Origin of the sequence: Bradyrhizobium sp. I1.14.4, from assembly GCF_050435825.1 — a bacterium.
Taxonomy (GTDB): Bacteria; Pseudomonadota; Alphaproteobacteria; order Rhizobiales; family Xanthobacteraceae; genus Bradyrhizobium.
On record NZ_JBNDLA010000003.1, the window covers coordinates 480,227 to 505,291 of the forward strand.

Annotated in this window: 15 protein-coding genes; 7 read left to right on the plus strand and 8 right to left on the minus strand. The window is 65.3% G+C overall.

Annotation, left to right across the window (positions count from 1 at the left end):
• Window positions 1-4: 4 nt before the first annotated feature.
• Genes treS through treY form a run of 5 tightly spaced genes read left to right on the plus strand, consistent with a single transcriptional unit; the run spans window position 5 to window position 12,084 of the window.
• Window positions 5-3,307, plus strand: coding sequence for a maltose alpha-D-glucosyltransferase (gene treS / locus ABIB78_RS09350; RefSeq protein ID WP_429023879.1), 3,303 nt, complete (start codon window positions 5-7; stop codon window positions 3,305-3,307).
• Window positions 3,304-5,451: a 1,4-alpha-glucan branching protein GlgB gene (glgB, locus tag ABIB78_RS09355; protein WP_429023881.1), complete on the plus strand. Its 2,148-nt coding sequence runs from the start codon at window positions 3,304-3,306 to the stop codon at window positions 5,449-5,451. The genes treS and glgB overlap by 4 nt, the downstream gene beginning before the upstream one ends.
• A gap of 3 nt (window positions 5,452-5,454) precedes the next feature.
• Window positions 5,455-7,527 carry a glycogen debranching protein GlgX gene (gene glgX / locus ABIB78_RS09360; RefSeq protein ID WP_429023883.1) on the plus strand — a complete coding sequence of 691 codons (2,073 nt, stop codon included), beginning with the start codon at window positions 5,455-5,457 and terminating at the stop codon, window positions 7,525-7,527.
• A complete protein-coding gene (gene treZ / locus ABIB78_RS09365; protein WP_429023885.1) occupies window positions 7,524-9,296 on the plus strand; it encodes a malto-oligosyltrehalose trehalohydrolase in 1,773 nt (590 codons plus the stop codon). The genes glgX and treZ overlap by 4 nt, the downstream gene beginning before the upstream one ends.
• A gap of 4 nt (window positions 9,297-9,300) precedes the next feature.
• The gene (gene treY, locus ABIB78_RS09370) at window positions 9,301-12,084 is read left to right on the plus strand and encodes a malto-oligosyltrehalose synthase (RefSeq protein ID WP_429023887.1); all 2,784 of its coding nucleotides are present in this window, start codon (window positions 9,301-9,303) and stop codon (window positions 12,082-12,084) included.
• Between the two features lie 8 nt (window positions 12,085-12,092).
• On the opposite strand, the gene ABIB78_RS09375 is transcribed toward treY, so the two are convergent.
• Window positions 12,093-12,401, minus strand: a complete 309-nt coding sequence (locus tag ABIB78_RS09375) for a polyhydroxyalkanoic acid system family protein (protein WP_429023889.1) — start codon at window positions 12,399-12,401, stop codon at window positions 12,093-12,095.
• Window positions 12,402-12,567: 166 nt separating this feature from the next.
• Between ABIB78_RS09375 and ABIB78_RS09380 the strand changes: the two genes are divergently transcribed.
• Window positions 12,568-12,732, plus strand: coding sequence for a DUF3309 family protein (locus ABIB78_RS09380; RefSeq protein ID WP_076865768.1), 165 nt, complete (start codon window positions 12,568-12,570; stop codon window positions 12,730-12,732).
• A gap of 169 nt (window positions 12,733-12,901) precedes the next feature.
• Here ABIB78_RS09380 and ligD read toward each other — a convergent pair whose 3' ends face one another.
• Window positions 12,902-15,547, minus strand: coding sequence for a DNA ligase D (gene ligD, locus ABIB78_RS09385; RefSeq protein WP_429023891.1), 2,646 nt, complete (start codon window positions 15,545-15,547; stop codon window positions 12,902-12,904).
• 106 nt (window positions 15,548-15,653) lie between these two features.
• Here ligD and ABIB78_RS09390 point away from each other — a divergent pair, with 106 nt between their 5' ends.
• On the plus strand, window positions 15,654-16,541 hold the full coding sequence (locus ABIB78_RS09390) for a Ku protein (protein WP_429023893.1): 888 nt from the start codon (window positions 15,654-15,656) through the stop codon (window positions 16,539-16,541).
• Between the two features lie 183 nt (window positions 16,542-16,724).
• Here the strand turns inward: ABIB78_RS09390 and ABIB78_RS09395 are convergent, their stop codons facing one another.
• The 6 genes from ABIB78_RS09395 to kdpA form a co-directional block, all read right to left on the minus strand.
• Window positions 16,725-16,964, minus strand: coding sequence for a DUF6496 domain-containing protein (locus ABIB78_RS09395; protein ID WP_429023894.1), 240 nt, complete (start codon window positions 16,962-16,964; stop codon window positions 16,725-16,727).
• A 54-nt stretch (window positions 16,965-17,018) separates the two neighbouring features.
• Entirely contained in the window at window positions 17,019-17,708 is a 690-nt protein-coding gene (locus tag ABIB78_RS09400) for a response regulator (RefSeq protein ID WP_429023896.1), read from the minus strand.
• Window positions 17,705-20,416: a DUF4118 domain-containing protein gene (locus tag ABIB78_RS09405; protein ID WP_429023898.1), complete on the minus strand. Its 2,712-nt coding sequence runs from the start codon at window positions 20,414-20,416 to the stop codon at window positions 17,705-17,707. Before ABIB78_RS09405 ends, ABIB78_RS09400 begins: the two co-directional genes overlap by 4 nt.
• 39 nt (window positions 20,417-20,455) lie before the next feature.
• Window positions 20,456-21,061, minus strand: coding sequence for a K(+)-transporting ATPase subunit C (locus ABIB78_RS09410; protein WP_429023900.1), 606 nt, complete (start codon window positions 21,059-21,061; stop codon window positions 20,456-20,458).
• 117 nt (window positions 21,062-21,178) lie between these two features.
• Window positions 21,179-23,290 carry a potassium-transporting ATPase subunit KdpB gene (gene kdpB, locus ABIB78_RS09415; protein WP_429023902.1) on the minus strand — a complete coding sequence of 704 codons (2,112 nt, stop codon included), beginning with the start codon at window positions 23,288-23,290 and terminating at the stop codon, window positions 21,179-21,181.
• Between the two features lie 24 nt (window positions 23,291-23,314).
• Window positions 23,315-25,018 (minus strand): potassium-transporting ATPase subunit KdpA, encoded by a 1,704-nt coding sequence (kdpA, locus tag ABIB78_RS09420; RefSeq protein WP_429023904.1) that lies wholly within the window; start codon window positions 25,016-25,018, stop codon window positions 23,315-23,317.
• Between the last annotated feature and the right edge of the window lie 47 nt (window positions 25,019-25,065).

The following is a 25,065-nucleotide window of genomic DNA, read 5'->3' on the forward strand; positions in this document are numbered from 1 at the left end:
CGTGATGAACGTATTCTCCGTCGACATCAAGGAGAAGGTCGCGACCGAGACTGCGGACCAGCTGTGGTACAAGGACGCCATCATCTACCAGCTGCATGTCAAGGCGTTTGCCGACAGCAACAATGACGGTATCGGCGACTTCGCGGGGTTGACGGAGAAACTCGGCTATTTGCAGGAGCTCGGCGTCACGGCGCTGTGGCTGCTGCCGTTCTACCCCTCCCCCGGCCGCGACGACGGCTACGACATCGCCGACTATGGCGACATCAATCCCGATTTCGGGACCATGAAGGACTTCAAGCGCTTCATCCAGGAGGCCAAGAAGCGCGGCCTGCGCGTCATCACCGAGCTCGTCGTCAACCACACCTCGGACCAGCATGCGTGGTTCAAGCGCGCGCGCCGCAGCCCGCCGAATTCGAGCGCGCGAAGCTGGTACGTCTGGAGCGACACCGACCAGAAATATCTCGATACCCGGATTATTTTCACGGATACGGAAAAGTCGAACTGGACCTGGGATCCGGAGGCCGGCCAGTTCTACTGGCACCGCTTCTTCTCGCACCAGCCGGACCTGAACTTCGACAATCCGCGCGTGGTGCGCGCCATCGTGCAGGTGATGAAGCGCTGGCTCGACACCGGCGTCGACGGATTCCGGCTCGACGCCATTCCCTATCTGTGCGAGCGCGACGGCACCAACAACGAGAACCTGCCGGAGACGCATGCCATCATCAAGCGGCTGCGCCAGGAGCTCGACGCCTATGCCAAGGGCAAGATCCTGCTGGCCGAGGCCAATCAATGGCCGGAGGACGTGCAGGAATATTTCGGCCATGGCGACGAATGCCACATGGCCTATCACTTCCCGCTGATGCCGCGCATCTACATGGCGATCGCCCAGGAAGACCGCTTTCCGATCACCGACATCCTCAGGCAGACGCCCGACATTCCGGCAGCCGCCCAGTGGGCGCTGTTCCTGCGCAATCACGACGAGCTGACGCTGGAAATGGTCACCGACGTCGAGCGCGACTATCTGTGGTCGACCTACGCCAACGACCCGCGCGCCCGCATCAATGTCGGCATCCGCCGCCGGCTTGCGCCGCTGATGGACAACGACCGGCGCAAGATCGAGCTGATGAACTCGCTGCTGCTGTCGTTCCCCGGCACCCCGATCATCTATTACGGCGACGAGATCGGCATGGGCGACAACATCTATCTCGGCGACCGCAACGGCGTGCGGACGCCGATGCAGTGGTCGCCGGACCGCAACGGCGGCTTCTCACGCGCCGATCCCGCGCGGCTCTACGCGCCGATGATCATGGATCCGGTCTACGGCTACGAGTCCGTCAATGTCGAGGCGCAGTCGCGCAGCCTGTCGTCGCTGCTCTCGGCGACCAAGCGGCTGATCGCGGTGCGCAAGTCAACGCTCGCCTTCGGCCGCGGCACCATGACCTTCATCCGCCCCGAGAACCGCTCGGTGCTCGCCTATGTCAGGCAGTATCAGGGCGAGGTCATCCTGTGCGTCGCCAATCTGTCACGCTCGGCGCAGGCGACCGAGCTCGACCTTTCCGCCTTCAAGGACCGCATCCCGCTCGAGATGCTCGGACGGACGCGCTTCCCGGCAATCGGCGAATTGCCCTACATGATCACGCTGGCGCCCTACGGCTTCTACTGGTTCCAGTTGCAGGAGCGCGACAAGTCCGAGCCGGTGACGCCGCGCGCGGTGCCGGAATTCGAGACCCTGGTGGTGCCGCTCAATTCGACCTGGACCTCGCTGGCACGGGAGCGCGGCGTGTTCGAGCACGACGTGCTGCCCGGCCATCTCGCCCGTAGCCGCTGGTACCCGGAGCATTCCCCTAAGGCGATCCAGCCGACGCTGGTGTCCGCGATCCCGTTCTGCGACATCGGCGACAACCGGCCCTGGCTGATCTTCTTCGAAACCACGCAGCGCGGCACCACCAGCCGTTACATGCTGCCGATGCAGATCGAGTGGGTGCGCTTCGACCGCGAGCGCTACAACCCGCGCGCCTTTGCCGCCGTGCGCCAGGGCGCGCGCGAGGGCACGCTGCTCGACGTCGCCACCGACCAGATCTTCACCGGCCTGTTCCTGCGCAATCTGCGGGAAAACCTCACCGTCGATGAAGGCGAGCAAGGCCTGAAGCTCGAATTCCGGCCGACCAGCCGCTTCTCCGACAGGCCGGTGCGGCAGCCCGAGCGGATTCGCGTCTTCGAGAATGATCAGCCGCATTCGACCGCGCTGGTCGACAACGAATACGTCACCAAGATCTACCGGAAGCTCGAGGTCGGCATCAATCCGGAGATCGAGATGGGCCGCTTCCTCACCGAAGTGGTCGACTTTCCAAACACCCCCGCTCTGCTCGGCACCTCTGAACTAGTCGAAGGCGACAAGCGCAGCGCCATCGCGGTCCTGCATACGATGGTGGTCAACCAGGGCGACCTCTGGTCAGTCGCCGCCTCCCACCTCGACCGCCTCATCGAACGGCAGCGCCTGCTCGCGGTGAGCGAGCACCCGGCGGAGAATGCCGATCAGGCAACCTATCTGCGTCACATGTCGCATAGCGGAAAGCGTCTCGCCGAGCTGCATGTGGCGCTCGCCAGCAACCGGGACGTGCCGGACTTCGCGCCCGAGCCGACCAAGTCCGAGGACCTGCAGCGCTGGAACGATGAGATCATGGCGCGCGCCGAGCGCGTGTTCGACACGCTGAAGCAGCGGCGCGGCTCCCTGAGAGATGCGGACCGGCTGCTGGCCGATCAGCTGCAGGCCCAGCACGACATGCTGCCGGAGCGGCTCAAGGCGCTGCTGCCGCGCGAGAGCGATGGGTTCAACATCCGTCACCATGGCGACCTGCATCTCGGCCAGTTGCTCGTCGTCAAGGACGACGTCTTTATCATCGATTTCGACGGCGGGCCGGGCCGCACCATCGCCGAGCGACGCCGCAAAGCACCGCCGGCGCGCGACGTTGCCGGCCTGATCCGCTCGATCGACTATGCGGCGACAGCGGCGCTGGAACGGACGCTCAAGGTCGCCCCTGACGAGAGCGGCAGGCTCAGCCTCGCCGTGGCCGGATGGCGCGATCAGGCCGCGGATACCCTGCTGGCTGCCTATCGCGAGACCATGGCCGGACAGCGCCTGTGGCCCGCCGACGCCAGGGCGGCCGACCGCCTGCTCAACTTTTTCCTGCTTGAGAAAGCCTTCTACGAGATCGAGTATGAGCTGGCCAACCGGCCGGATTGGCTGCGGGTGCCGCTGACCGGCCTGTTAAGAATTTTGGCGCAACAGCCGCACGAGGTTGCATGAGCAAACTGCCCGCCGAGGCCTATGCCATCATCGAGGGCCGCCACTCCGATCCCTTCCATTATCTCGGGCTTCATACCGAGGGGGATCGCAACGTCGTGCGGGCCTTCCTGCCCGATGCCGCCAATGTCGAGGCGATCGGCGAGCATGGCGAGACGGCACCGCTCGCGCGCATCCATGACGCCGGCCTGTTCGCAGGTCCGTTGCCGAACGGCTCGACGCGCTATCAGCTCCGCGCTCGGTTCGGCGACAACGTCGTCGAATTGGAGGATGCCTACCGGTTTCCGCCGATCCTGAGCGATTTCGATCTCTATCTGCTCGGCGAAGGCACGCACCAGCGCGTCTACGACACGCTCGGCGCGCATCCGATGACACTCGACGGCGTCGACGGCATTGGCTTCGTGGTGCTGGCGCCGAACGCGCGGCGGGTCAGCGTGGTCGGCGACTTCAATTTCTGGGACGGAAGGCGCCATCCGATGCGGGTGCGCGGCCCGGGTTACTGGGAACTGTTCATCCCGCGGGCACGCGTCGGCGACCACTACAAGTTCGAGATCATCGGGCGGAACGGCCAGCATCTGCCGCTGAAGTCCGATCCCCTGGCGTTCGCCGCCGAGGTGCGTCCGAAGACCGCCTCGATCGTGATCGACGAGCGCAAGATCCCGCACCCGCGCCCGGCGCCCGATCGCGTCAACGCGCTGAGTTCGCCGATGTCGATCTACGAGGTTCATCTCGGATCGTGGCGGCGCAAGGGCCGCAATGAGTGGCTGACCTATCGCGAGATGGCGGAGCAGCTTCCCGCCTATGCCAGCGACATGGGCTTTACCCATATCGAATTCCTGCCCATCACCGAGCATCCGTTCGACGGCTCCTGGGGCTACCAGCCGACCGGCATGTTCGCGCCGACCAGCCGCTTCGGCTCGCCCGATGATTTCGCCGCGCTGATCGACGCCTGCCACGGCGCAGGGCTCGCCGTGCTGCTCGACTGGGTCCCCGGACATTTCCCCGACGATCCCCACGGCCTCGGCAATTTCGACGGCACCGCGCTGTACGAGCACGCCAATCCGCTGCAGGGCCGGCACCTCGATTGGGGCACGCTGATCTACAATTACGGGCGCACCGAGGTGACCAACTTCCTGGTGTCGAACGCGCTGTTCTGGCTCGAACGCTACGGCATCGATGGGCTGCGCGTCGATGCGGTCGCCTCCATGCTCTATCTCGACTACAGCCGTCCCGCGGGGGGGTGGATTCCAAACAAATATGGCGGCCGGGAGAACATCGAGGCGATCGATTTCCTGCGCCGCTTCAACACCGAGCTGTTCGCGCACTTCCCGCAGGCGACGACGGCGGCGGAGGAATCCACGGCGTGGCCACAGGTGTCGCGCCCGGTCGAATATGGCGGGCTCGGCTTCGGCTACAAGTGGAACATGGGCTGGATGCACGACACGCTGAAATACATCGGCAAGGATCCCATCCACCGCAAATTCCATCACGGCGACATCCTGTTCGGCCTGCACTACGCCTTCTCGGAGAACTTCATCCTGCCGCTGTCCCACGACGAGGTCGTGCACGGCAAGCGTTCGATCCTCGGCCGCATGCCCGGCGACGACTGGCAGCGTTTTGCGAATCTGCGCGCCTATTACAGCTTCATGTTCGGCCACCCCGGCAAGAAGCTGATGTTCATGGGCTGCGAGTTCGGCCAGGAACGCGAGTGGAACCACGACTATTCGATCGATTGGCATTTGCTGCAACAACCGAGGCACAGCGGCATCCAGAACCTGGTCCGCGACCTCAACCGCCTTTATCGCGCGCTGCCGGCGCTGCATGAGCTGGACTGCGACCAGGCCGGCTTCGAATGGATCATCACCGACGACGCCGGCAACAATGTGTTTGCCTGGATCCGCAGGGGCAATGCCGAGCGCGCACGCTGCCTCGTGGTCGCGAACTTCTCGCCCAACGTCTATCGCAACTATCGCGTTGCCGTGCCGTTCGCAGGCAAGTGGCACGAGGTGTTCAACTCGGATTCCGCGCATTATGGCGGCACCAATGTCGGCAATGTCGGCGAGGTTCTTGCCTCGGAGGGCGCCACGCCCGAATTGAGCCTCACCATTCCGCCGCTGGCAGCGATCTTCCTCGTACCGGAAGCTTGATTCATGCGACTGACCGGGGGCACGTCCGCACGGCTCGGTGCAAGCTGGGACGGCAGAGGCACCAATTTTGCGCTGTTCTCGGCGAATGCGGAGAAAGTGGAGCTGTGCCTATTCGACGGCCAGGGCCGCCGCGAGCTCGAGCGGATCGAGATGCCGGAGCGCACCGAAGACGTCTGGCACTGCTATCTCAACGACGTCTCGCCAGGCCAGCTCTACGGCTATCGCGTCTACGGGCCCTACGCGCCGGAGCGCGGCCACCGCTTCAACCCCAACAAGCTCTTGCTCGATCCCTACGCCAAGCGGCTCGCCGGCCGGCTGGTGTGGAGCGATGCTCATTTCGCCTACCGCACCGGCAGCGCGCGCGAGGACCTCTCCTTCGACCGGCGCGACAATGCCCGCGGAATGCCGAAGGCGGTGGTGGTCGACGAGACCTTCAACTGGGGCCGCCGCGAGATCCGGCCGCAGATTCCCTGGGAAGACACCATCATCTACGAGGCCCACGTCAAGGGCCTGACGCAGAAGCGCGAGGACGTGCCGCCGAACCTGCGCGGCACCTATGGCGGCCTGTCGTCGCCGGCGATGATCACCCACCTCAAGCGGCTCGGCGTCACCACCATCGAGCTGTTGCCGATCCATGGCCTGATCGACGACCGCATCCTGGTCGAGAAGAAGCTGACGAATTACTGGGGCTACAACACCATCGCCTTCTTCGCGCCCGAGGCGCGCTACGCTCAGGACAATGCGCTCGACTCCTTCCGCACCACGGTGGCCCGGCTGCACGATGCCGGCATCGAGGTGCTGCTCGACGTCGTCTACAACCACACCGCCGAGGGCAACCATATGGGCCCGACGCTGTGCTTCCGCGGCATCGACAACGCCTCCTACTATTGGCTGGATCGCGAGAACCCCCGCTTCTACGACGACTTCACCGGCTGCGGCAGCTCGGTCAACCTCACCCATCCGCGCGTGCTGCAGATGGTGATGGATTCGCTGCGCTACTGGGTCGAGGTCTGCCATGTCGATGGCTTCCGCTTCGATCTCGCCACGACACTTGCCCGCGGGCCGAACGGGTTCGACCGCAACCATCCTTTCCTCACCGCGATACGGCAGGACCCGGTGCTGGCGACCGCGAAGATGGTCGCCGAGCCCTGGGACCTTGGTCTCGGTGGCTACCAGGTCGGCGCGTTTCCATCGCAATGGTCGGAGTGGAATGACCGCTATCGCAGCGCGATGCGGCGTTACTGGAGCGGCGAAGGCAGCCTGATCGGCGACATCTCGGGCCGCATGACCGCCTCCTCGGATTTGTTTCATCACGACAACCGCGCGACCCGCGCCAGCGTCAACCACATCACGGTGCATGACGGCTTCACGCTCGCCGACCTCTTCAGCTACAATGAGAAGCACAATGAGGCCAATGGCGAGGACAATCGCGACGGCTCCAACGACAATCACAGCAACAATTGCGGTCATGAAGGCCCGACCGACGATCCTGCCATCATCGCGCTGCGCCGCCAGCTGCGGAAGAATGCACTGGCCTGCCTGCTGCTCGCGCAGGGCACTCCGTTGATCCTCGCCGGCGATGAGGTCGCCAACACGCAGGACGGCAACAACAACGCCTATTGCCAGGACAACGAGACCGGCTGGATCGGCTGGGAGAACCTCGGCACGGATGATGACGCCATCGATTTCATCGGCCATCTCACCGCGCTGCGCCGCCGCTTCGGCCAGATCCGCTGCCAGAGCTGGCTCGACGGCCGCCGCACCGACGGCAGCTATGGCGTGCTGTGGCTGACGCCGGCCGCGGAGGAGATGAAGGAGTCCGACTGGAAATTCCCCGAAAGCCGTTTCCTGGCCTATGTGCTGGGGCCGATGGAACCAGGACAGGCGCCGATCCTTATCGTGCTGAATGCCGCGCCGCAGGAGATCGTGTTCAGGATGCCGAGGATGGCGGAATACAGGAGCTGGCAGCAGGTCTTGAACACGACCAAAGCGGTGCAAACGGGTGAGCAATTTGCATCCGGCGCCGATACCACGGCACCGCCGCGCTCGGTGCTGGCATTTGCAGGCTCCGCATGAGTACGCAACATTTCGGCGCAGAGCTGACACCTGATGGCGCGCGGTTCCGGCTGTGGGCGCCGGCGGCCAGGCGCGTCGACCTCCTGCTCGACAGGCCGCAGACGCGGAGCCGCGATGTGCACGCACTGGCGCGCGATGCGGCCGGCTGGCACGTCGCCGAAATCCCGGACGCGCGCGCCGGCACGCGTTACAAATTCCGCATCGATGACGAGGTCGATGTGCCCGATCCGGCCTCGGCCTTCCAGCCGGACGATGTGTTCGGCGCGAGCGAGGTGATCGACCACGCCGCCTTCAAATGGCGCGCATCCGGGTGGCGCGGCCGCCCCTGGCATGAGGCTGTCGTTCTCGAGGCTCATGTCGGCACCTTCACGCCTGAGGGCACCTACCGCGCCATGATCGACAAGCTCGATCATCTCGTCGCAACCGGTATCACTGCGCTCGAACTGATGCCGCTGGCGGATTTCGCAGGGAGGCGCAACTGGGGCTATGACGGCGTGTTGTGGTACGCGCCCGACAGCGCCTACGGCCGTCCCGACGACCTGAAGACCCTGATCGACGAGGCGCATCTGCGCGGGCTGATGGTGATGCTCGACGTGGTCTACAACCATTTCGGCCCCGAGGGGAATTATCTCGGCCGTTATGCGCCCTCCTTCTTCAGTGACGCACATACCCCGTGGGGCAGCGCGATCGATTATCGCGTGCCCGAGGTGCGGGCGTTTGCGATCGGGAGCGTCGTGAGCTGGCTGCGCGACTATCGCTTCGACGGGCTGCGCTTCGACGCAGTCAACACCATTGTCGAAGCCGGCGAAGTCTCCGTGCTCCATGATTTCAGCAAGGCCGCAGGCCAACTCGCCAGCGAAACCGGCCGGCAGATCAACCTCGTGCTTGAAAATGGCGACAACATTGCAAGCCTGCTCGACGCCGCCGCGGACCCACCGCACGGCAAATTCCGCGGCCAGTGGAACGACGACTATCACCACGCCTGGCACGTGCTGGTGACCGGCGAAACGCAGGGCTATTATGGCGACTATCGGGCGCCGAAGCAGGACCTCGCACGCGCGCTATCGTCCGGCTATGTCTATCAGGGCGAAGTCTCGGCGTTCTGGGGCGGCAAGGCCCGCGGCGAGCCGAGCGGCGCGCTGTCGCCGACCTGCTTCATCAACTTCCTGCAGAATCACGATCAGATCGGCAACCGGCCGCTGGGCGATCGGCTCGAGTGCATCGCGAAGCCGGAGGCGATCGAGGCGGCGCTGGCGGTTATGCTGATCGCGCCGACCACGCCGATGCTGTTCATGGGCGAGGAATGGGGCGCGACCACGCCCTTTCCGTTCTTCTGCGATTTCAAGGGCGACCTCGCCAACGCAGTCCGGGCCGGGCGGCGTCGCGAGTTCGCCTGGGCCTATGCCAAATATGGCGACGACATTCCTGACCCGCTCGCCGAGGAGACGGTGCGATCGGCGGTGCTCGACTGGGCAGCCCTCGGCCACGATCCCGCCCGCGAGCGGCTCGCGCTGGTGCGCGACCTGCTCGCCGTGCGTCGGCGCGAGATCACGCCGCGGCTCACCGGGGCACGCTTCGGAGGCGGCCGCGTCACGGGCGATCTCTTGACCGTGCATTGGCGGATGGGTGACGGTCGCACGCTGTGGCTCACCGCCAATTTGTCGGATCGAGCCATCACCGGCACGGCGGAGCCGCAGGGAACTGCGATCTGGGGCGGTGCGTTGTCGAGCGACCTCCCCGGCTGGGCGGTGCGCTGGCACATCGGATAGCACAATGCCTCCGGCGATCCCGATCGCGACATACCGACTGCAACTCACTGCCGATTTCGACTTCGATGCCGCCGCCGGCGTGGTGCCGTATCTGAAGGCGCTCGGCATCAGCCATGTTTATGCGTCGCCCTTCATGAAGGCGCGCAAGGGTTCGACCCATGGCTACGACGTCGTCGACCACACCAAATTCAACCCCGAGCTCGGCGGTGAAGAAGGCTTTGCACGGTTGAGCGACGCGCTGAAGCGCCACGGCCTCGGCCTGATCCTGGACTTCGTGCCGAACCATGTCGGCGTGCACTTTGCCGACAATCCATGGTGGCTCGATGTGCTGGAATGGGGACCGGCGTCGCCGCATGCGGTCTCCTTCGACATCGACTGGGAGCTGCTGCCCTATCGTGCGCGCGGCGGTGTGCTGCTGCCGATCCTCGGCTCGTCCTATGGCCAGGCGCTGGAGCGTGGCGACATCGAGCTGCGCTACGACGCGAACGAAGGCAGCTTCTCCGCCTGGTATTTCGAGCACCGGCTGCCGATCGCGCCGGAGCGCTATGGTGAGGTGCTGCGGACCATCGTCCGCGAGGCCGGCGCAGACGACAGCCCGGCCGGACGGGCGATGCTCGAGCTCGCCGCGCGATACCGCGGCCTGCGCCACCCGAACCGCATCGAGGCTCCGACGCTAAAGGCGGCGATCAGGGCAATCGCAGGCGACGCCGAGATCATCGCGCGCGGGCTCGATGCCTATCGCGCCGGTGAGAACCGCCCTGCACAGACACTAGCGTTGCATCATTTGCTGGAGCGTCAGCACTACAAGCTCGGCCACTGGCGGCTTGCCTCCAGCGACATCAACTATCGCCGCTTCTTCGACGTCAACACGCTGGCCGGCCTCAGGGTCGAGGACGCCGCCACCTTCGAGGCGAGCCACAGTCTGGTGAAGCGGCTGATCGCGGAGGACCGGCTGCAGGGCCTGCGGCTCGACCATATCGACGGCCTGCGCGATCCCGCCCAGTATTTCCAGCGACTGCGTCGTCTGATCCGCGCCGCGCAGGGCGCCAGGGCAAAGCCGTTCTACATGGTGATCGAGAAGATCCTGGGCGAAGACGAGAAGCTGACGAAATTCAGCGGCGTCCACGGCACCACCGGCTATGAATGGATGAACACGATCAGCCGGGTGCTGGTCGATGCCGGCGGGCTCGATCCGCTCAACGAGATCTGGCGGCAAATCAGCAACCAGTCGCCGAATTTGACGCCGGTGCTGCGCGAGGCCAAGCGCCGCGTGCTGGAGACCTTGCTGACCAGCGAATTCACCGTCCTGGCGCGGCTGCTCGCGCGCATTGCCAGCGGACACTATTCGACCCGCGACTTCTCGGCCGACAGTCTGCGGCAGGCGCTCGAGCTCTACGTGCTGCACTTCCCGGTCTATCGCACCTATCTCACCGCCTCCGGCCCGACGGCGCACGACCGCGCGCTGATCAGCGAGACCATCGCGCGCGCCCGCGCCGACTGGTTCGCCGCCGATGAAGGCATCTTCGACTTCCTGCGCGATGCCTTGACCATGGACCTGCTGAAGCCCGGCCGGCCGCCGCACAGCGCGCCGCGGGTCCGCCGTTTCGCGCTGAAGGTGCAGCAGTTCACCGGGCCGATGATGGCGAAGTCGCTGGAGGACACGACCTTCTATCGCTACCACCGCCTGCTGGCGCTCAACGAGGTTGGCGGCGATCCGGCGGCAAGCGCGATCGCGCCCGAGACCTTCCACGCCATGATGCAGGTCCGGGCGCGCGAATGGCCGCACGGCATGACCGCGACCGCGACCCACGACACCAAGCGCGGTGAGGACGCCCGCGCCCGCATCATGGCGCTTGCGGAGATTCCCGGCGAATGGACCAGCGCCGTGGCACGCTGGAAGGTGCTGAACGCGCCGCATCTGGTACTCGACGGCGAGATGCGTGCGCCATCGGCGACGTTCGAATATATGCTGTATCAGGCCCTGGTCGGCGCCTGGGATCCGGACGACACCGCGCTTGTCGCGCGCATCCAGGCCTATGCGCTGAAGGCGGCCCGCGAGGGCAAGCAGGAGACCAGCTGGCTCAATCCGCACAAGCCCTACGAAGCGGGCGTGAAAACCTTCATCGACCGGATCCTCGATCGTACCACTTCGCCTGAATTTCTCGATGCGCTGAACACGCTGGCAGAGCGCACCGCGCTGATCGGCGCGCTGAATTCGCTCAGCCAGATCACGCTGAAGGCGACCATGCCCGGCGTGCCGGATTTCTACCAGGGCACCGAAAGCTGGGATCTTTCGCTTGTTGACCCCGACAACCGCCGTCCGGTCGACTTTGCCCAACGCGCGGAAATGCTGGCAACGCTTGAGGCGCCGGATTGGGGCGCGCTGGCGCAGATCTGGCGCGACGGCCACCTCAAATTCGCATGGACACGGCATCTCTTGCGGCTACGCAACGAGCTGCCCGACGTCTTCACCAGCGGCGGCTACCAGCCGCTCGCGGTCAGCGGGGCGCATCGCGATCATGTCATCGCATTCGCGCGACGCCATGGCCGTGAGGCGGTCATCGTCGCGGTGGCGAAATCATTTGCGCCGTTCACGCAGGGCGGGCGCCACTGGCCGCGCCCTGACGTCTTTGAAGGTGAGATCGACGTGGCTGGATACGCGCTCCCGGACGGGACCTCCAGGATTCAGCTCTCAACGCTGTTCGCCAATCTGCCGGTCGCGGTGTTGAACGCGAAAGCCGCAGCGGCAGCCAGGCAAACCTCAAAGCGCGTGCGCGCACACAATTAGCACCCGCGTCAGCGCTTGGTCAGCAGCAGCTGCCCGCTCTTCTGAATGGCGGCCTGTGCAACCTCGGCGAAGCGCTGCAGCAGCCACGGCAGCGTCACCTCGACGCGCACACGGGTATCCTCGACATCGAGATGCCCGGCCGCAACCTGTCCCAGCGCGCGGATGCGAAAGCTCATGCGGTTATCCTCCCAGCGCTCCTCGTCGACGCTCATTACCGGCACGTTCGCCGCTGCGCGCGACAAGCCCGTCTTCAGGCGGCGCATGGCCTCGTCGCGGCCGAGGCTGTGGGGAATCGAGACGATCAGCGGCGCTGACATCGTGGTGCACTCCTCCATGGATTCCGTTCATGTAGTTCTGTTCCAACGTAAACGGAAGGCCACACGGCTTTATCGCGCCGCTCAACCCGGAACCTTCGCAGTGAAGGGCTGTTTCCTCTCCGGAAGGGCAGAGACAACGGGCCCGCCGGGCTGAGGAGGAATTGAGATGTCACTTGGAACGATCATTCTTATTATTCTGGTCATCGCGCTGCTTGGCGGCTTCAGCGGCATCGGCGGCGGACCGTTCTACGGCACCGGCTATTACGGGGGCGGCGGCCTCGGCCTGGTGATCGTGATCCTGCTGATCCTGCTGCTGCTCGGACGACTGTAGCGCGCGTAAGCGTGCTGCGTCGGCACCACATCAATGACTGTCATCACCCGCGAAAGCGGGTGATCCAGTATTCCAGAGACGTCGACGATTGAACCGATGAGCCGCGGCGTACCGGATACCCCGCTTTCGCCGGGGATGACGAGGAGAACGCGCGTGCTCCTGACGGTCCTCACTGTGCCGCGAGCTTCTTCATCGCCGCCTTGATCGACGACGCCGCATCGTCATAGCCGTCCCAGGCCTTGGTCTTTGCAAGCAGCGCCGGCACCGACCGCACCGTGTACTTCTTAGGATCGAGGTCGCCGCGAACCTGGCTCCAGGTCAGCGGCATCGATACCGTCGCGCCCGGACGTGCCCGCGGTGACAACACCGAGACCGCGGTCGAGAGCCGGTCGTTGCGCAAATAGTCGAGGAAAATCTTTCCGGTGCGCTTGGCCTTGGACATGTTGACCAGGTAACGCTCCGGATCGTCCTGCTCCATCCACTGGCAGATGACTTGCGCGAACGCTTTGGCCTCCTTCCACGTCACCTTGTCTCTGGCGCCGGAGAGCAGCGGCGTTACGACGTGCAGACCCTTGCCGCCGGTGGTCTTGCAGAAGCTTTCGAGACCGACCGCGGTGAGCCGCTGGCGCATGTCCTTGGCGGCGTCGATCACATCGGTGAACGCGAGGTCGGGCGCGGGATCGAGATCGAACACCAGCCGGCCCGGCGTGTCATAGGCATCGGGCGCGCAATTCCAGGGATGGAGCTCGAGGCCGCCGAGCTGCGCGACCGCAGCGAGGCCCTCGACCTGGTCGACCTGCAGATAGGGTTTGCGGTCGCCCGAGACCTTGGCGAGCTTCAAGAGCTTCGACGTACCGGCCATGGCATGGCGCTGAAAGAAGGTCTCGCCCTTGATGCCGTCGGGCGCGCGCACGATTGAGCACGGCCGCCCCTTGAGATAGGAGATCATCCATTCGCCGACCGCCTCGAAATAGTTGGCGAGGTCGAGCTTCGTCACCGGCTCGCCATCGCCGGCGTCCGGCCACAATGCCTTGTCCGGGTGGGAGATAGCGACGCCCATCACCTCACCGGATGATCTGCCGGATGATTCCCCCTTGGCCATCGGCTGCACCACTTTGGTTACGACCGGCCGCTCGGCCTCGACCTCATGCGGCGGCTTGTCCTGGCGCAGGCCCTTGAACGCCGCCTGGCGGATATTGCCGGCGTCGGTCCAGCCGGCAAACTCGATCTCGGCGACCAGCTCCGGCTTCAGCCAGTGCACGTCGCAGGTCTTCTTCGGCGCATCCTTGCCGCCGAACGGGCTCTTGTCGGACGCCGCCGCCTTCAGCGCCGGCATGATGCGGCGGACCGTGTCCTGGCCGAAGCCCGTGCCGACGATGCCGACGAAGGCCAGATGATCGCCGCGATAGACGCCCGCCATCAGCGAGCGGAATTTGCCGTTTGTGGTCTTCCAGCCGCCGAGCACCACCTCATGGCCGGCGCGGATTTTTGCCTTGGTCCAGTCGTCGGAGCGGCCGGAGCGGTAGGCGCCGTCGAGCCGCTTGGAGACGATGCCTTCCAGCCCGAGCTTGCGCGCGGAATCGAGCACTGCGTCGCCGCGCTCCTCGAAATGCTCGACATAGCGGATCAGGACATTCTTGCCCTTGCGTGCCCCGAGCAGCGCCTTCAGCCGCGCCTTGCGCTCGGCAAGCGGCAGCGGGCGGAGATCCTCGTTGCCGGCAAACAGCAGGTCGAACGCGTAGAAGATCAGCCGGTCGGTCTTGCCGTCGGACAGCGCCGCCTGCAGCGTCGAAAAATGCGGCGTGCCGTTCTTGTCGAGCGCGACGATCTCGCCGTCGATCAGCGCATCCGGCAGCTTGCCGGCCTCCTTCACGATCGCGCCGAACTTGTCGGACCAGTCGAGCCCCTTGCGGGTCTTCACCACGGCCCCGCCGTGCTCGACGCGGAGCTGCACGCGATAGCCGTCGAACTTGATCTCGTGGCACCAGCCCGCGCCGTTACGCGGGCTCTCGACCGCGGCGCAGAGCTGCGGCGCGACGAAGTCCGGCACCTCCGCCACCTGCTTCGATTTCGCGTTCGGTCGCTCCTTCAGTTGTGCTTTGGGCGCCGGCGCCTTGGTCCTGGCGCGCGAGTCCGCAGCCATGCCGTGATTGGACTGCCAGACCGCGTCGGCCTTGATTGTAGCCTTGGCCTTGCCGTTGCCGTTGGCCAACATGAAGGGTTTCGGCGCCCGGCCCCTGCCGGCTGCGATCTGCGCCATCGAGCGGCCGGAGGCGACCGAGCGGTCCTCGTCGAGGATCGCTTCGCCATTGCCGTCCACCGCATATTCATCGCGGTGCTTGATCAGGAGCCAATTGGTGCGCTTGCCGCCAAAGCGGTCGTTCTTCATCCGCACCAGCACCCAGCTGCCGTGCAGCTTGTCGCCATCAAGCGTGAACTTCAGGTCGCCCTTCTTGAAGCCACGTTCGGGATCGTCCGACTCCCAGGTGCCGCGGTCCCACAGCTGCACCGTGCCGCCGCCATACTGGCCTTCCGGTATGGTGCCTTCGAAGTCGCCGTAGTCGAGCGGATGATCCTCCACCTCGACCGCCAGCCGCTTGTCGTGCGGATCGAGCGAGGGCCCCCGCGTCACCGCCCATGACTTGAAGACGCCGTCGAACTCGAGCCTGAAATCATAATGCAGTCGGGTCGCGTCGTGCTTCTGGATCACAAAGCGCCGCTGCTTGCCGGGCGCCACCTTGACGTCGCCGGACGGCTCGCCGGTCTTTTCGAAGTCGCGCTTCTTGCGATAGGTGGACAGGTTTCTCAGCGACACAACAAAACCTCGGCGCAAACGACGACCGCCGCCTCCGTGCGACCATCAGGAACCAAAACCCACGGTATCCGTTCAAGTTCCAAACTCAAGCTGTTTGGAGAAGATCATGGCCGCTCCCCGCGCCTACTGGAAAGGCACGCTCAAACTCTCGCTGGTGTCGTGTCCGGTGGCGCTCTATCCGGCCTCGACCGCGGTCGAGAAGACCCGCTTCCACATGATCAACCGGGAGACCGGCAACCGGCTGAGGCAGCAGATGGTCGATACCGAGACCGGCGACGTCGTCGAGGGCGACCAGAAGGGCCGCGGCTACGAGCTACGCAAGGGCAAATATGTCGAGATCGAGAAGGACGAGCTCGATGCAGTTCAGATCGAGAGCAACCACACCATCGATATCGATTCCTTCGTGCCCGAGGGCGAGATCGACAAGCGCTATCTCGACCACCCCTATTATATCAGGCCCGACGGCAAGGCTGGCGCCGACGCGTTCGCGGTGATCCGCGACGCCATGAAGGACCAGGACCGCGTCGCGCTGGCTCGCATCGTGCTGACCAACCGCGAGCACGTGATCGCGATCGAGCCGTTCGGCAAGGGCCTGGTCGGCACCACATTGCGCTATCCCTACGAACTGCGCGACGCCGACGACTATTTCGACGACATCAAGAGCCCGAAGGTCACCAAGGACATGATCGAGCTCGCCGGCCACATCCTCGACAGCAAGGCCGCGCATTTCGATCCGTCGAAATTCAAGGATGAGTACGAAACCGCGCTGAAGGCGCTGGTCCGCCGCAAGGCCGCCGGCAAGCCGATCAAGGCCACCGAGCGCGAGGAGAAACCCAGCAATGTCGTCAACCTGATGGACGCGCTGAAGAGAAGCCTGAAGGATCGGAAAGGCGGCGCACGGCGCTCGCGCTCCACGGCGCGCCGCCCGCCCTCGCACCCCCGCGCCGCCAAAAAGGCGCACCGGTCGGGTGCGCGGTCACGCAAGGCAGGATGAATTCCTTTCCACCGTCATTGCGAGGAGCTCGCGACAAAATTGCAATGCAATTTGCTCTGAAGCGACGAAGCAATCCATCTTTCCGCATAAGTGGAGAGGTGGATTGCTTCGCGGAGCCTGTCATCCGGCGGCGCTTCGCGCCGACCGGGTGGCTCGCAATGACGGTGAGAGACGTTTGGCGCCCTACCGCTTCTTCGCCGCCTTGCGCTTCTTGGCCGTCTTGCGTTTCTTCGCCGTTTTCTTGGCGGCCTTCCTCGGCACCTTGCGGCCCTTGGCGCGCGCCTCTGACAGGCCGATCGCGATCGCCTGCTTGCGGCTCTTCACCTTCTTCTTGGAGCGGCCGCTGCGCAGCGTCCCGGCCTTGCGCTTCTTCATCACGCGCTCGACATCGCTTGATGCCTTCCGCGAGTATTTTCTTGCCATCGCTTTTCTCCCGGTAAGGGAAAACAAGCCTCGATGGGGACGAAAGTTCCGAAGCTAGTCCGCCGCGCGCAGCCGATAGCCGATGCCGGTCTCGGTCAGCACGAATTGCGGGCGCTCGGGGTCAGCCTCGATCTTCTGGCGAAGCTGGCGCACATAGACGCGCAGATATTGCGCGTCGGTCAGTTCGTCCCACAACTCCTTCAAGAGGAAGCGATGGGTCAGCACCTTGCCGGCATGCTGAACCAGCACGCGCAACAGGTCATACTCCTTCGGCGACAGCTTGATCTCCTTGTCGTCGACCTTGACGATCCGGCGCACCAGATCGACCGAGAGATCGCCGGAGCGGAACACCGGCCGCTCGCCCTGCACCTGCAGCTGGTGACGCAGTGCCGCGCGCAGCCGCGCCAGCAATTCGTCCATGCCGAACGGCTTGGTCAGATAATCGTCGGCGCCGAGATCGAGCGCCTGCACCTTACCGGCCTCGTCGCCGCGGCTCGATAGCACCACGATCGGGACGCTCTCGTTGCGGCCGCGAATCATGCGTAGCAAATCGTGGCCCTGGATGTCAGGCAATCCGAGATCGAGGATGATCAGCGCTGGCCCATCGCCCAGCATCTCAAGTGCGATTTTGCCGTTGGACGCCTCGAGGATGTCGTAGCCCTGCGTGCTCAGCCCCATCCGCAGCAGCTTGCGGATCGGCGGCTCGTCATCGATGACCAGGACTTTGATCGGCGTCGCATTCATGCAGCAGTGTCCAGCGCGTTGGTGTCGGCCGTAACAGGCAGGCGGATGGTGATGACGGCGCCGCTCCGGTCGGAGCGGTTGGCCGCCGCGATCGTGCCGCGCATCGCCTCGACGAAGCCGCGCGAGATCGCGAGACCGAGGCCGGTGCCGGGGCGGACATGGTCGCCCTTCTCGGCACGATAGAACTTGTCGAACACGCTTTCGAGCTCGGCGGGAGGAATGCCTTTGCCCTCGTCCAGGATCTGCAGCGCGATCGTGTCGCGGTCCCGGACGCCGCGGATCGAGATCGTGGTGTCCGACGGTGCGTATTTGGCCGCGTTATCGAGCAGGTTGAACAACACCTGCTCGAACAGCACGGCGTCGAGCTCCAGCATCGGCAGGTCGGCCGCGAGCTCCAGCGACACCCGGTGATGCTTCAGGATCTTGCCCGCCCGGCGCAGCGCGCTGCCGACGATCTCGCCGACATCGTGCCGCGCGGTGTTGGGCACGATCGCGCCGGATTCCAGTTTGGTCATGTCGAGCAGATTGGCGATGAAACGATTCAGCCGCTCCGACTCGTCGATTACGGTGGCGAGCAGATCATGCTTCTGTGCGTCGCTCAGACTGGCGCCGAGATCGCGCAGCGCCGAGGCCGAGCCGAGCACCGAGGCAAGCGGGGTCTTGAGGTCGTGCGAGATCGAGGTCAGCAGCGCGCCGCGCAGCCGGTCGGATTCCACCGTGCGCTTGACGCGATCCATGTCCTCGACCAGCAGCACGCGTTCGATCGCGAGCGCGCCCTGATCGACCAACGCGTCGAGCAGCCGGCGCTGGTCCGGCGTCAATAGCGGCCCGGTGCGGTCGTCGTCGATGCCGATCACGCCGATCGGGCCACGGCCGGTGCGCATCGGCAGGAACAGCCGCTTGCCGCCCGGCAGCGTGTCCGAACCGCGGCCGGCCGGGCGATCGTTGCCCCACGCCCAGTTGGCGGCGGCGAGATCGGCCTGATCGAGCTGGTCCTCGGGCGGATAGCCGCTCTTGACGGTCAGCATGCCGCCCTCCGGCAGCAGCAGCACCACCCGCACCTTCAGCATCAGCGCGATCTGATAGGCCGTCGCCCACAGCACGTCGTCGAGCGTCGCGGTGCCGGCGAGCTTGCGGCTGAACGCATAGAGCGATTCGGTGGTGCGGACGCGGCCGATCGCGGTGTCGGCCTGAACCCGCACCCGCGCCGCGACGTTGGAGACCAGAAGCGCGATCAGCATGAAGAAGAAGAACGCCGCGACATTGGTCGGGTCGGTGATGGTGAAGGTGTAGACCGGCGGCAGGAAGAAGAAATTGTAGCACAGCGAGGCCGCGACGCTGGCCAGCAGCGACGGCCACAAGCCGTAGCGCGCGGCCGCGCCGACCACCGCGGTGATGAAGACGAGGTCGACATTCTCGATACCGAAGAACGGCTGGATCAGCTTGGCCGCGCCGAGCCCGATTGCGGTCAGCAGCAGCGCCATCAGATAGGGCCGCGGATTGAACGGCTCCTGTCGCTGCGCGGTCTGCACCGCCGCCTTGGCCACTGGCAATTCGTCGCCGGCGATCACGTTGACGCTGATATTGCCGGCGCGGCGCACCAGATCGTGCACGACCGAGCCGTGCGTCAGCTCGAACCAGCGCGAACGCGTCGACTTGCCGATGATGATCTGGGTGACGTTGTTGGCCTGGGCGAAATTAATGACGTCGTCGGCGATGCGGCGGCCGATGCCGGGAAGCGTCAGCGCCTCGCCGCCGAGCGATTCCGCGAGCCGCATGGTGTCGACAAGCCGGTCGCGCTGCTCGTCGCTCAGTTGCAGGCTGCGCCGGGTCTCGATGCTGACGGCGGTCCATTGCGCGTGCAACCGGTCGGCCAGGCGCTTGGTGTAGCGCACGAGGCCGGCCGCGCGCGGGTCCTCGCTGAGGCACACCAGGATGCGCTCGCCGGCCGCCCAGGGACCGGCAATCGCGTTGGCCTGCATGTGGTTGAGCAGCTGCTCGTCGACCCGCTCGGCGGTCCGGCGCAGCGCCAACTCGCGCAGCGCGGTCAGATTGCCCGGCGAGAAATAGTGCTCCAGCGCCCGCTCGGCCTGCTTGGGCACATAGACCTTGCCCTCCTTCAGCCGCTGGATCAGATCGTCGGGCGTGAGGTCGATCAACTCGATGGCGTCGGCGCGATCGACCACCGAGTCGGGCACGGTCTCGCGCACCCGCACATGGGTGATCTGCGCGACGACGTCGTTGAGGCTCTCGATATGCTGGATGTTGATCGCGGTGTAGACGTCGATGCCGTGCGACAGCAGCTCCTCGACGTCGAGATAGCGCTTGGGATGCCGGCTGCCCGGCGCGTTGGTATGGGCGAGCTCGTCGACCAGCGCGAGTTGCGGCCGCCGCGCGATCAGGGCGTCGAGGTCCATTTCCTCGAGCGTCTGGTCGCGATAGGCCAGCCGCTTCCGCGGTATCACCTCGAGGCCCCTGAGCAGTGTCTCGGTCTCTACCCGCCCGTGGGTTTCGACGACGCCGACCACGACGTCGACGCCCGCCTTGAGGCGGGCGTGGGCGCTTTGCAGCATCTCGTAGGTCTTGCCGACGCCAGGGGCGGCGCCGATGAAGATCTTCAGCCGTCCCGAGCGATCGGTCTCCCGGCGCGCCGCCTCCAGCAGCGCATCCGGCGAGGGTCGTTTATTGGGGTCGCGCTGATTGGCCATACCGCAATATAGTCATCCTGCGAGAGCGGGCCTACTCCCCTATTTCGCCCTTGCCGCGTCGAGCGCCAGGTTGAGCGCAAGAACGTTAACGCGGGGCTCGCCGATCACGCCGGCGAAGCGGCCCTGCGTGTTCTGCCTCACCAGCTCGCGCACCGTGTCCTCGGACATGTTGCGCGCCTTGGCCACCCGCGGCACCTGGAACAGCGCGGCGTCCGGCGAAATGTCCGGATCGAGTCCGCTGGCAGAGGTGGTGACCAGATCGACCGGGACGCTGGCGGACGGGTTCTCCGCCTTCAGCTTTTCGACATCCTCCTTGACCCGGTCGTTCAGCGCCTTGCTGGTCGGGCCGAAGTTGGAGCCGCCGGAATTGGCCGCGTTGTAGGGCGCAGGCACGGTCTTGGAGGAATCGTTCGGATCCGGCGCGACCGTCGCCGACGGCCGGCCGTGGAAGTATCTATCGTCCTTGAACTCCTGCCCGATCAGGGCGGAGCCGATCACCTTGCCGTCCTTCTCGATCAGGCTGCCTTGGGCCTGCCTCGGAAAGATGACGCCGGCGATCCCGGTGACGGCGAGCGGATAGGCAAGGCCCGTGATCGCGGTCAGCAGGACCAGCACGAGGATGGCGGGGCGGATTTCTCTGAGCATGATAGGTCTCCTAAGTCTCCTTCGTCATTGCGAGCGAAGCGAAGCAATCCATGGTTCGGCATAACGGGTGGATGGATTGCTTCGTCGCGTCGCTCCTCACAATGACGGTTGTACGGGTTACGCCAGGCCCAGGGCGGCGACGATGAGGTCGATCGCCTTGATGCCGATGAACGGGATGATGATGCCGCCGAGGCCGTAGATCATCAGGTTGCGGCCGAGCAGCGCGCCGGCGCCGACGGCGCGGTACTTGACGCCTTTCAGCGCCAGGGGAATCAGCGCGATGATGATCAGCGCATTGAAGATGATCGCCGACAGGATCGCGCTCTGCGGGCTTGCCAGATGCATCACGTTCAGCACCTCGAGCTGCGGATAGAACGCGAGGAACATCGCCGGGATGATCGCAAAGTACTTTGCGACGTCGTTGGCGATCGAGAACGTGGTCAACGCGCCGCGGGTCATCAACAGCTGCTTGCCGATCTCCACCACCTCGATCAGCTTGGTCGGGTTGGAGTCGAGGTCGACCATGTTGCCGGCCTCGCGGGCCGCCTGCGTGCCGGTGTTCATGGCGACGCCGACGTCGGCCTGCGCCAGCGCCGGCGCGTCGTTGGTGCCGTCGCCGCACATCGCGACCAGCTTGCCCTTGGACTGCTCGTCGCGGATCAGCTTGAGCTTGTCCTCGGGAGTTGCCTGCGCCAGGAAGTCGTCGACACCGGCCTCGGCCGCGATCGCGGCCGCGGTCATCGGGTTGTCGCCGGTGATCATCACGGTGCGGATGCCCATGCGGCGCAGCTCGGCAAAGCGCTCGCGGATGCCGCCCTTGACGATGTCCTTCAGGTGCACGACGCCGAGCAGCTTGCCGTCCTTGGCTACGGCCAGCGGCGTGCCGCCGGCCTTGGCGATCTCGTCGGCGATGGCCTGGATCTCGCGCGCTTCTGCGCTCATCGTCGCCGCGACCGCACGGACGGTATTGCCCGAAGCGACCGCACGCGGTTCGCCGCCGTCGACATAGCTGAGGATGGCGTCCACCGCCCCCTTGCGAACCGATGACGCGCCGGCATCGATGCCGCTCATGCGGGTTTGCGCCGTGAACGGCACGAAGGTCGCAGCAAGCTCGTGCATGTCGCGTGCACGGATGCCGTGTTTCTCCTTGGCGAGCACCACGATCGAGCGGCCCTCCGGCGTCTCGTCGGCCAGCGAGGCGAGCTGCGCCGCGTCGGCGAGGTCCTGCTCGGAGACGCCGCGGATCGGGCGGAACGCGGTCGCCTGGCGGTTGCCGAGCGTGATGGTGCCGGTCTTGTCCAGCAGCAGCGTATCGACGTCGCCGGCGGCTTCCACCGCGCGGCCGGACATCGCCAGCACGTTGAAGCGCACCAGCCGGTCCATGCCGGCGATGCCGATCGCCGACAGCAGCGCGCCGATCGTGGTCGGGATCAGCGTAACGAACAGCGCCACCAGCACCACGACCGGGATCGAGCCGCCGGCATAGGCCGCATAGCTCGGAATCGTCACGGTGGCGAACACGAAGATGATGGTGAGGCCAGCGAGCAGGATGTTGAGCGCGATCTCGTTCGGCGTCTTCTGCCGCTCGGCGCCCTCCACCAGCCTGATCATGCGGTCGATGAAGGTCGAGCCCTGCGCCGCGGTGATGCGGACGTGGATCCAGTCCGACAGCACCTGGGTGCCGCCGGTGACCGCCGAACGGTCGCCGCCGGACTCGCGGATGACCGGCGCAGACTCGCCGGTGATCGCGGCCTCATTGACGGAAGCGACGCCCTCTATCACCTCGCCGTCGGACGGGATGTTGTCGCCGGCCTCAACCAGTACGAGGTCGCCGACCTTGAGCGAGGTGCCGGGCACCATGCGATAGGTCCGGTCGGTGCTGGTCAGCAGCTTGGCCTGGCTCTCGGTGCGGGTCTTCTTCAGCGATTCCGCCTGCGCCTTGCCGCGGCCCTCGGCGACGGCTTCGGCGAAGTTGGCAAACAGCACCGTGAACCAGAGCCACAGGATGATCTGGAAGGTGAAGCCGAGATTGGCGTTGCCGGTGACGAGGTCGCGCACGAAAATGACCGTGGTCAGCGCCGCCACGACCTCGACCACGAACATGACGGGATTCTTCGCCATTAATCGGGGATCAAGCTTGACGAAAGCCGACCAGATCGCCGGCACCAGGATCTTCGGGTCGAGCATGGTCGACGCCGTCACCTGCTTCTGCAGTTTCATGGTTTCCATGGATGTTACTCCAGACATAGCGGATCAAAACAGGGTGTTGGCGTTGCCGGCGAGGTGCTCGACGATCGGCCCGAGCGCCAGCGCCGGGAAGAAGGTCAGGCCGCCGATGATCAGGATCACGCCGATGACGAGGCCGACGAACAGGCCACCGGTGGTCGGGAAGGTGCCCGCCGATGCAGGGATCGACTTCTTCTCGACCAGCGATCCCGCGATCGCCATCGCCTGCACGATCATGAAGAAACGGCCGACGAACATCGCGGAGGCGAGCGTCAGATTGTAGAACAGGGTGTTGCCGGTGAGACCGGCGAATGCCGAGCCGTTGTTTCCGGTCGCGGACGTGTAGGCATAGAGCACCTCGGTGAAGCCATGCGGGCCGGCATTGGCCATCGAGGCCACCGCCGACGGCAGCACCACGCCGACCGCGGTCCAGCCGAGATACATCAGCGGCAGCACCAGGATCGCGAGCATCGCCATCTTGACCTCGCGCGCCTCGATCTTCTTGCCGACATATTCCGGCGTGCGGCCGACCATCAGGCCGGCGACGAAAATCGCCAGCACGACGAACAGCAGCATGCCGTAGAAGCCGGCGCCGACGCCGCCGACGATGACTTCGCCGAGCTGCATGTTGATTAGCGGGATCATGCCGCCGAGCGCGGTGAAGCTGTCATGCATCGCATTGACCGCGCCGCAGGACGCAGCGGTGGTGATGACGGCAAACAGCGAGGACGCGACGATGCCGAAGCGGACCTCCTTGCCCTCCATGTTGCCGCCGGTGAGACCGAGTGCGTGCAGCGCCGTGGTGCCATTGGCTTCCGCCCAGTAGGTGACGGTGACGCCGGCGACGAACAGGATGCCCATCACCGCGAGGATCGCCCAGCCCTGGCGCTCATTGCCGACCATGCGGCCGAACACGTTGGTCATCGCAGCACCGAGCGCGAAGATCGAGATCATCTGCACGAAGTTCGACAGCGCGGTCGGGTTCTCGAACGGGTGCGCAGCGTTGGCATTGAAGAAGCCGCCGCCGTTGGTGCCGAGCATCTTGATCGCGACCTGCGAGGCCACCGGCCCGAGCGCGATGGTCTGCTTGCCGCCCTCCAGCGTGGCGGCGTCGACATAGGCACCGAGCGTCTGCGGCATGCCCTGCGAGACCAGGAACAGCGCATAGACGATGCAGATCGGCAGCAGCACGTAAAGCGTGCAGCGGGTGACGTCGACCCAGAAATTGCCGACCGTGCGCATCGACGAACGGGTGAAGCCGCGGATCAGCGCCATCGCGAGTGCGATGCCGGTCGCCGCCGACAGGAAGTTCTGGTGGGTCAGGCCGAGCATCTGGACCAGATATGACAGCGTGCTCTCGCCGCCGTAGTTCTGCCAGTTGGTGTTGGTGATGAACGAGATCGCGGTGTTGAAGGAGAGATCCTCGGCAACCGCCGACTGTCCGGCCGGGTTGAACGGCAGCACCGCCTGCAACCGCATCAGGCCGTAGATGAGGGCGAAGCCGCCGACATGGAACAGCAGCATGGCGACCGTATAGGTCAGCCAATGCTGCTCGCGCCGCTCGTCGACGCCGCCGACCCAGTAGATCGCGCGCTCGACCGGGCGCAGCACGGGAGAGAGGAAGGTGCGGTCGCCGTTGAACACGCGGGTCATGTACCAGCCGAGCGGTTTGACCAGCGCGACCGCGATCGCGCAAAATAGAATGATTTGAATCCAGCCGATGACGGTCATTGCGTCAAGCCTTTCGAATGGGAGCGAAGCGCAGCAGCGACGCGAAC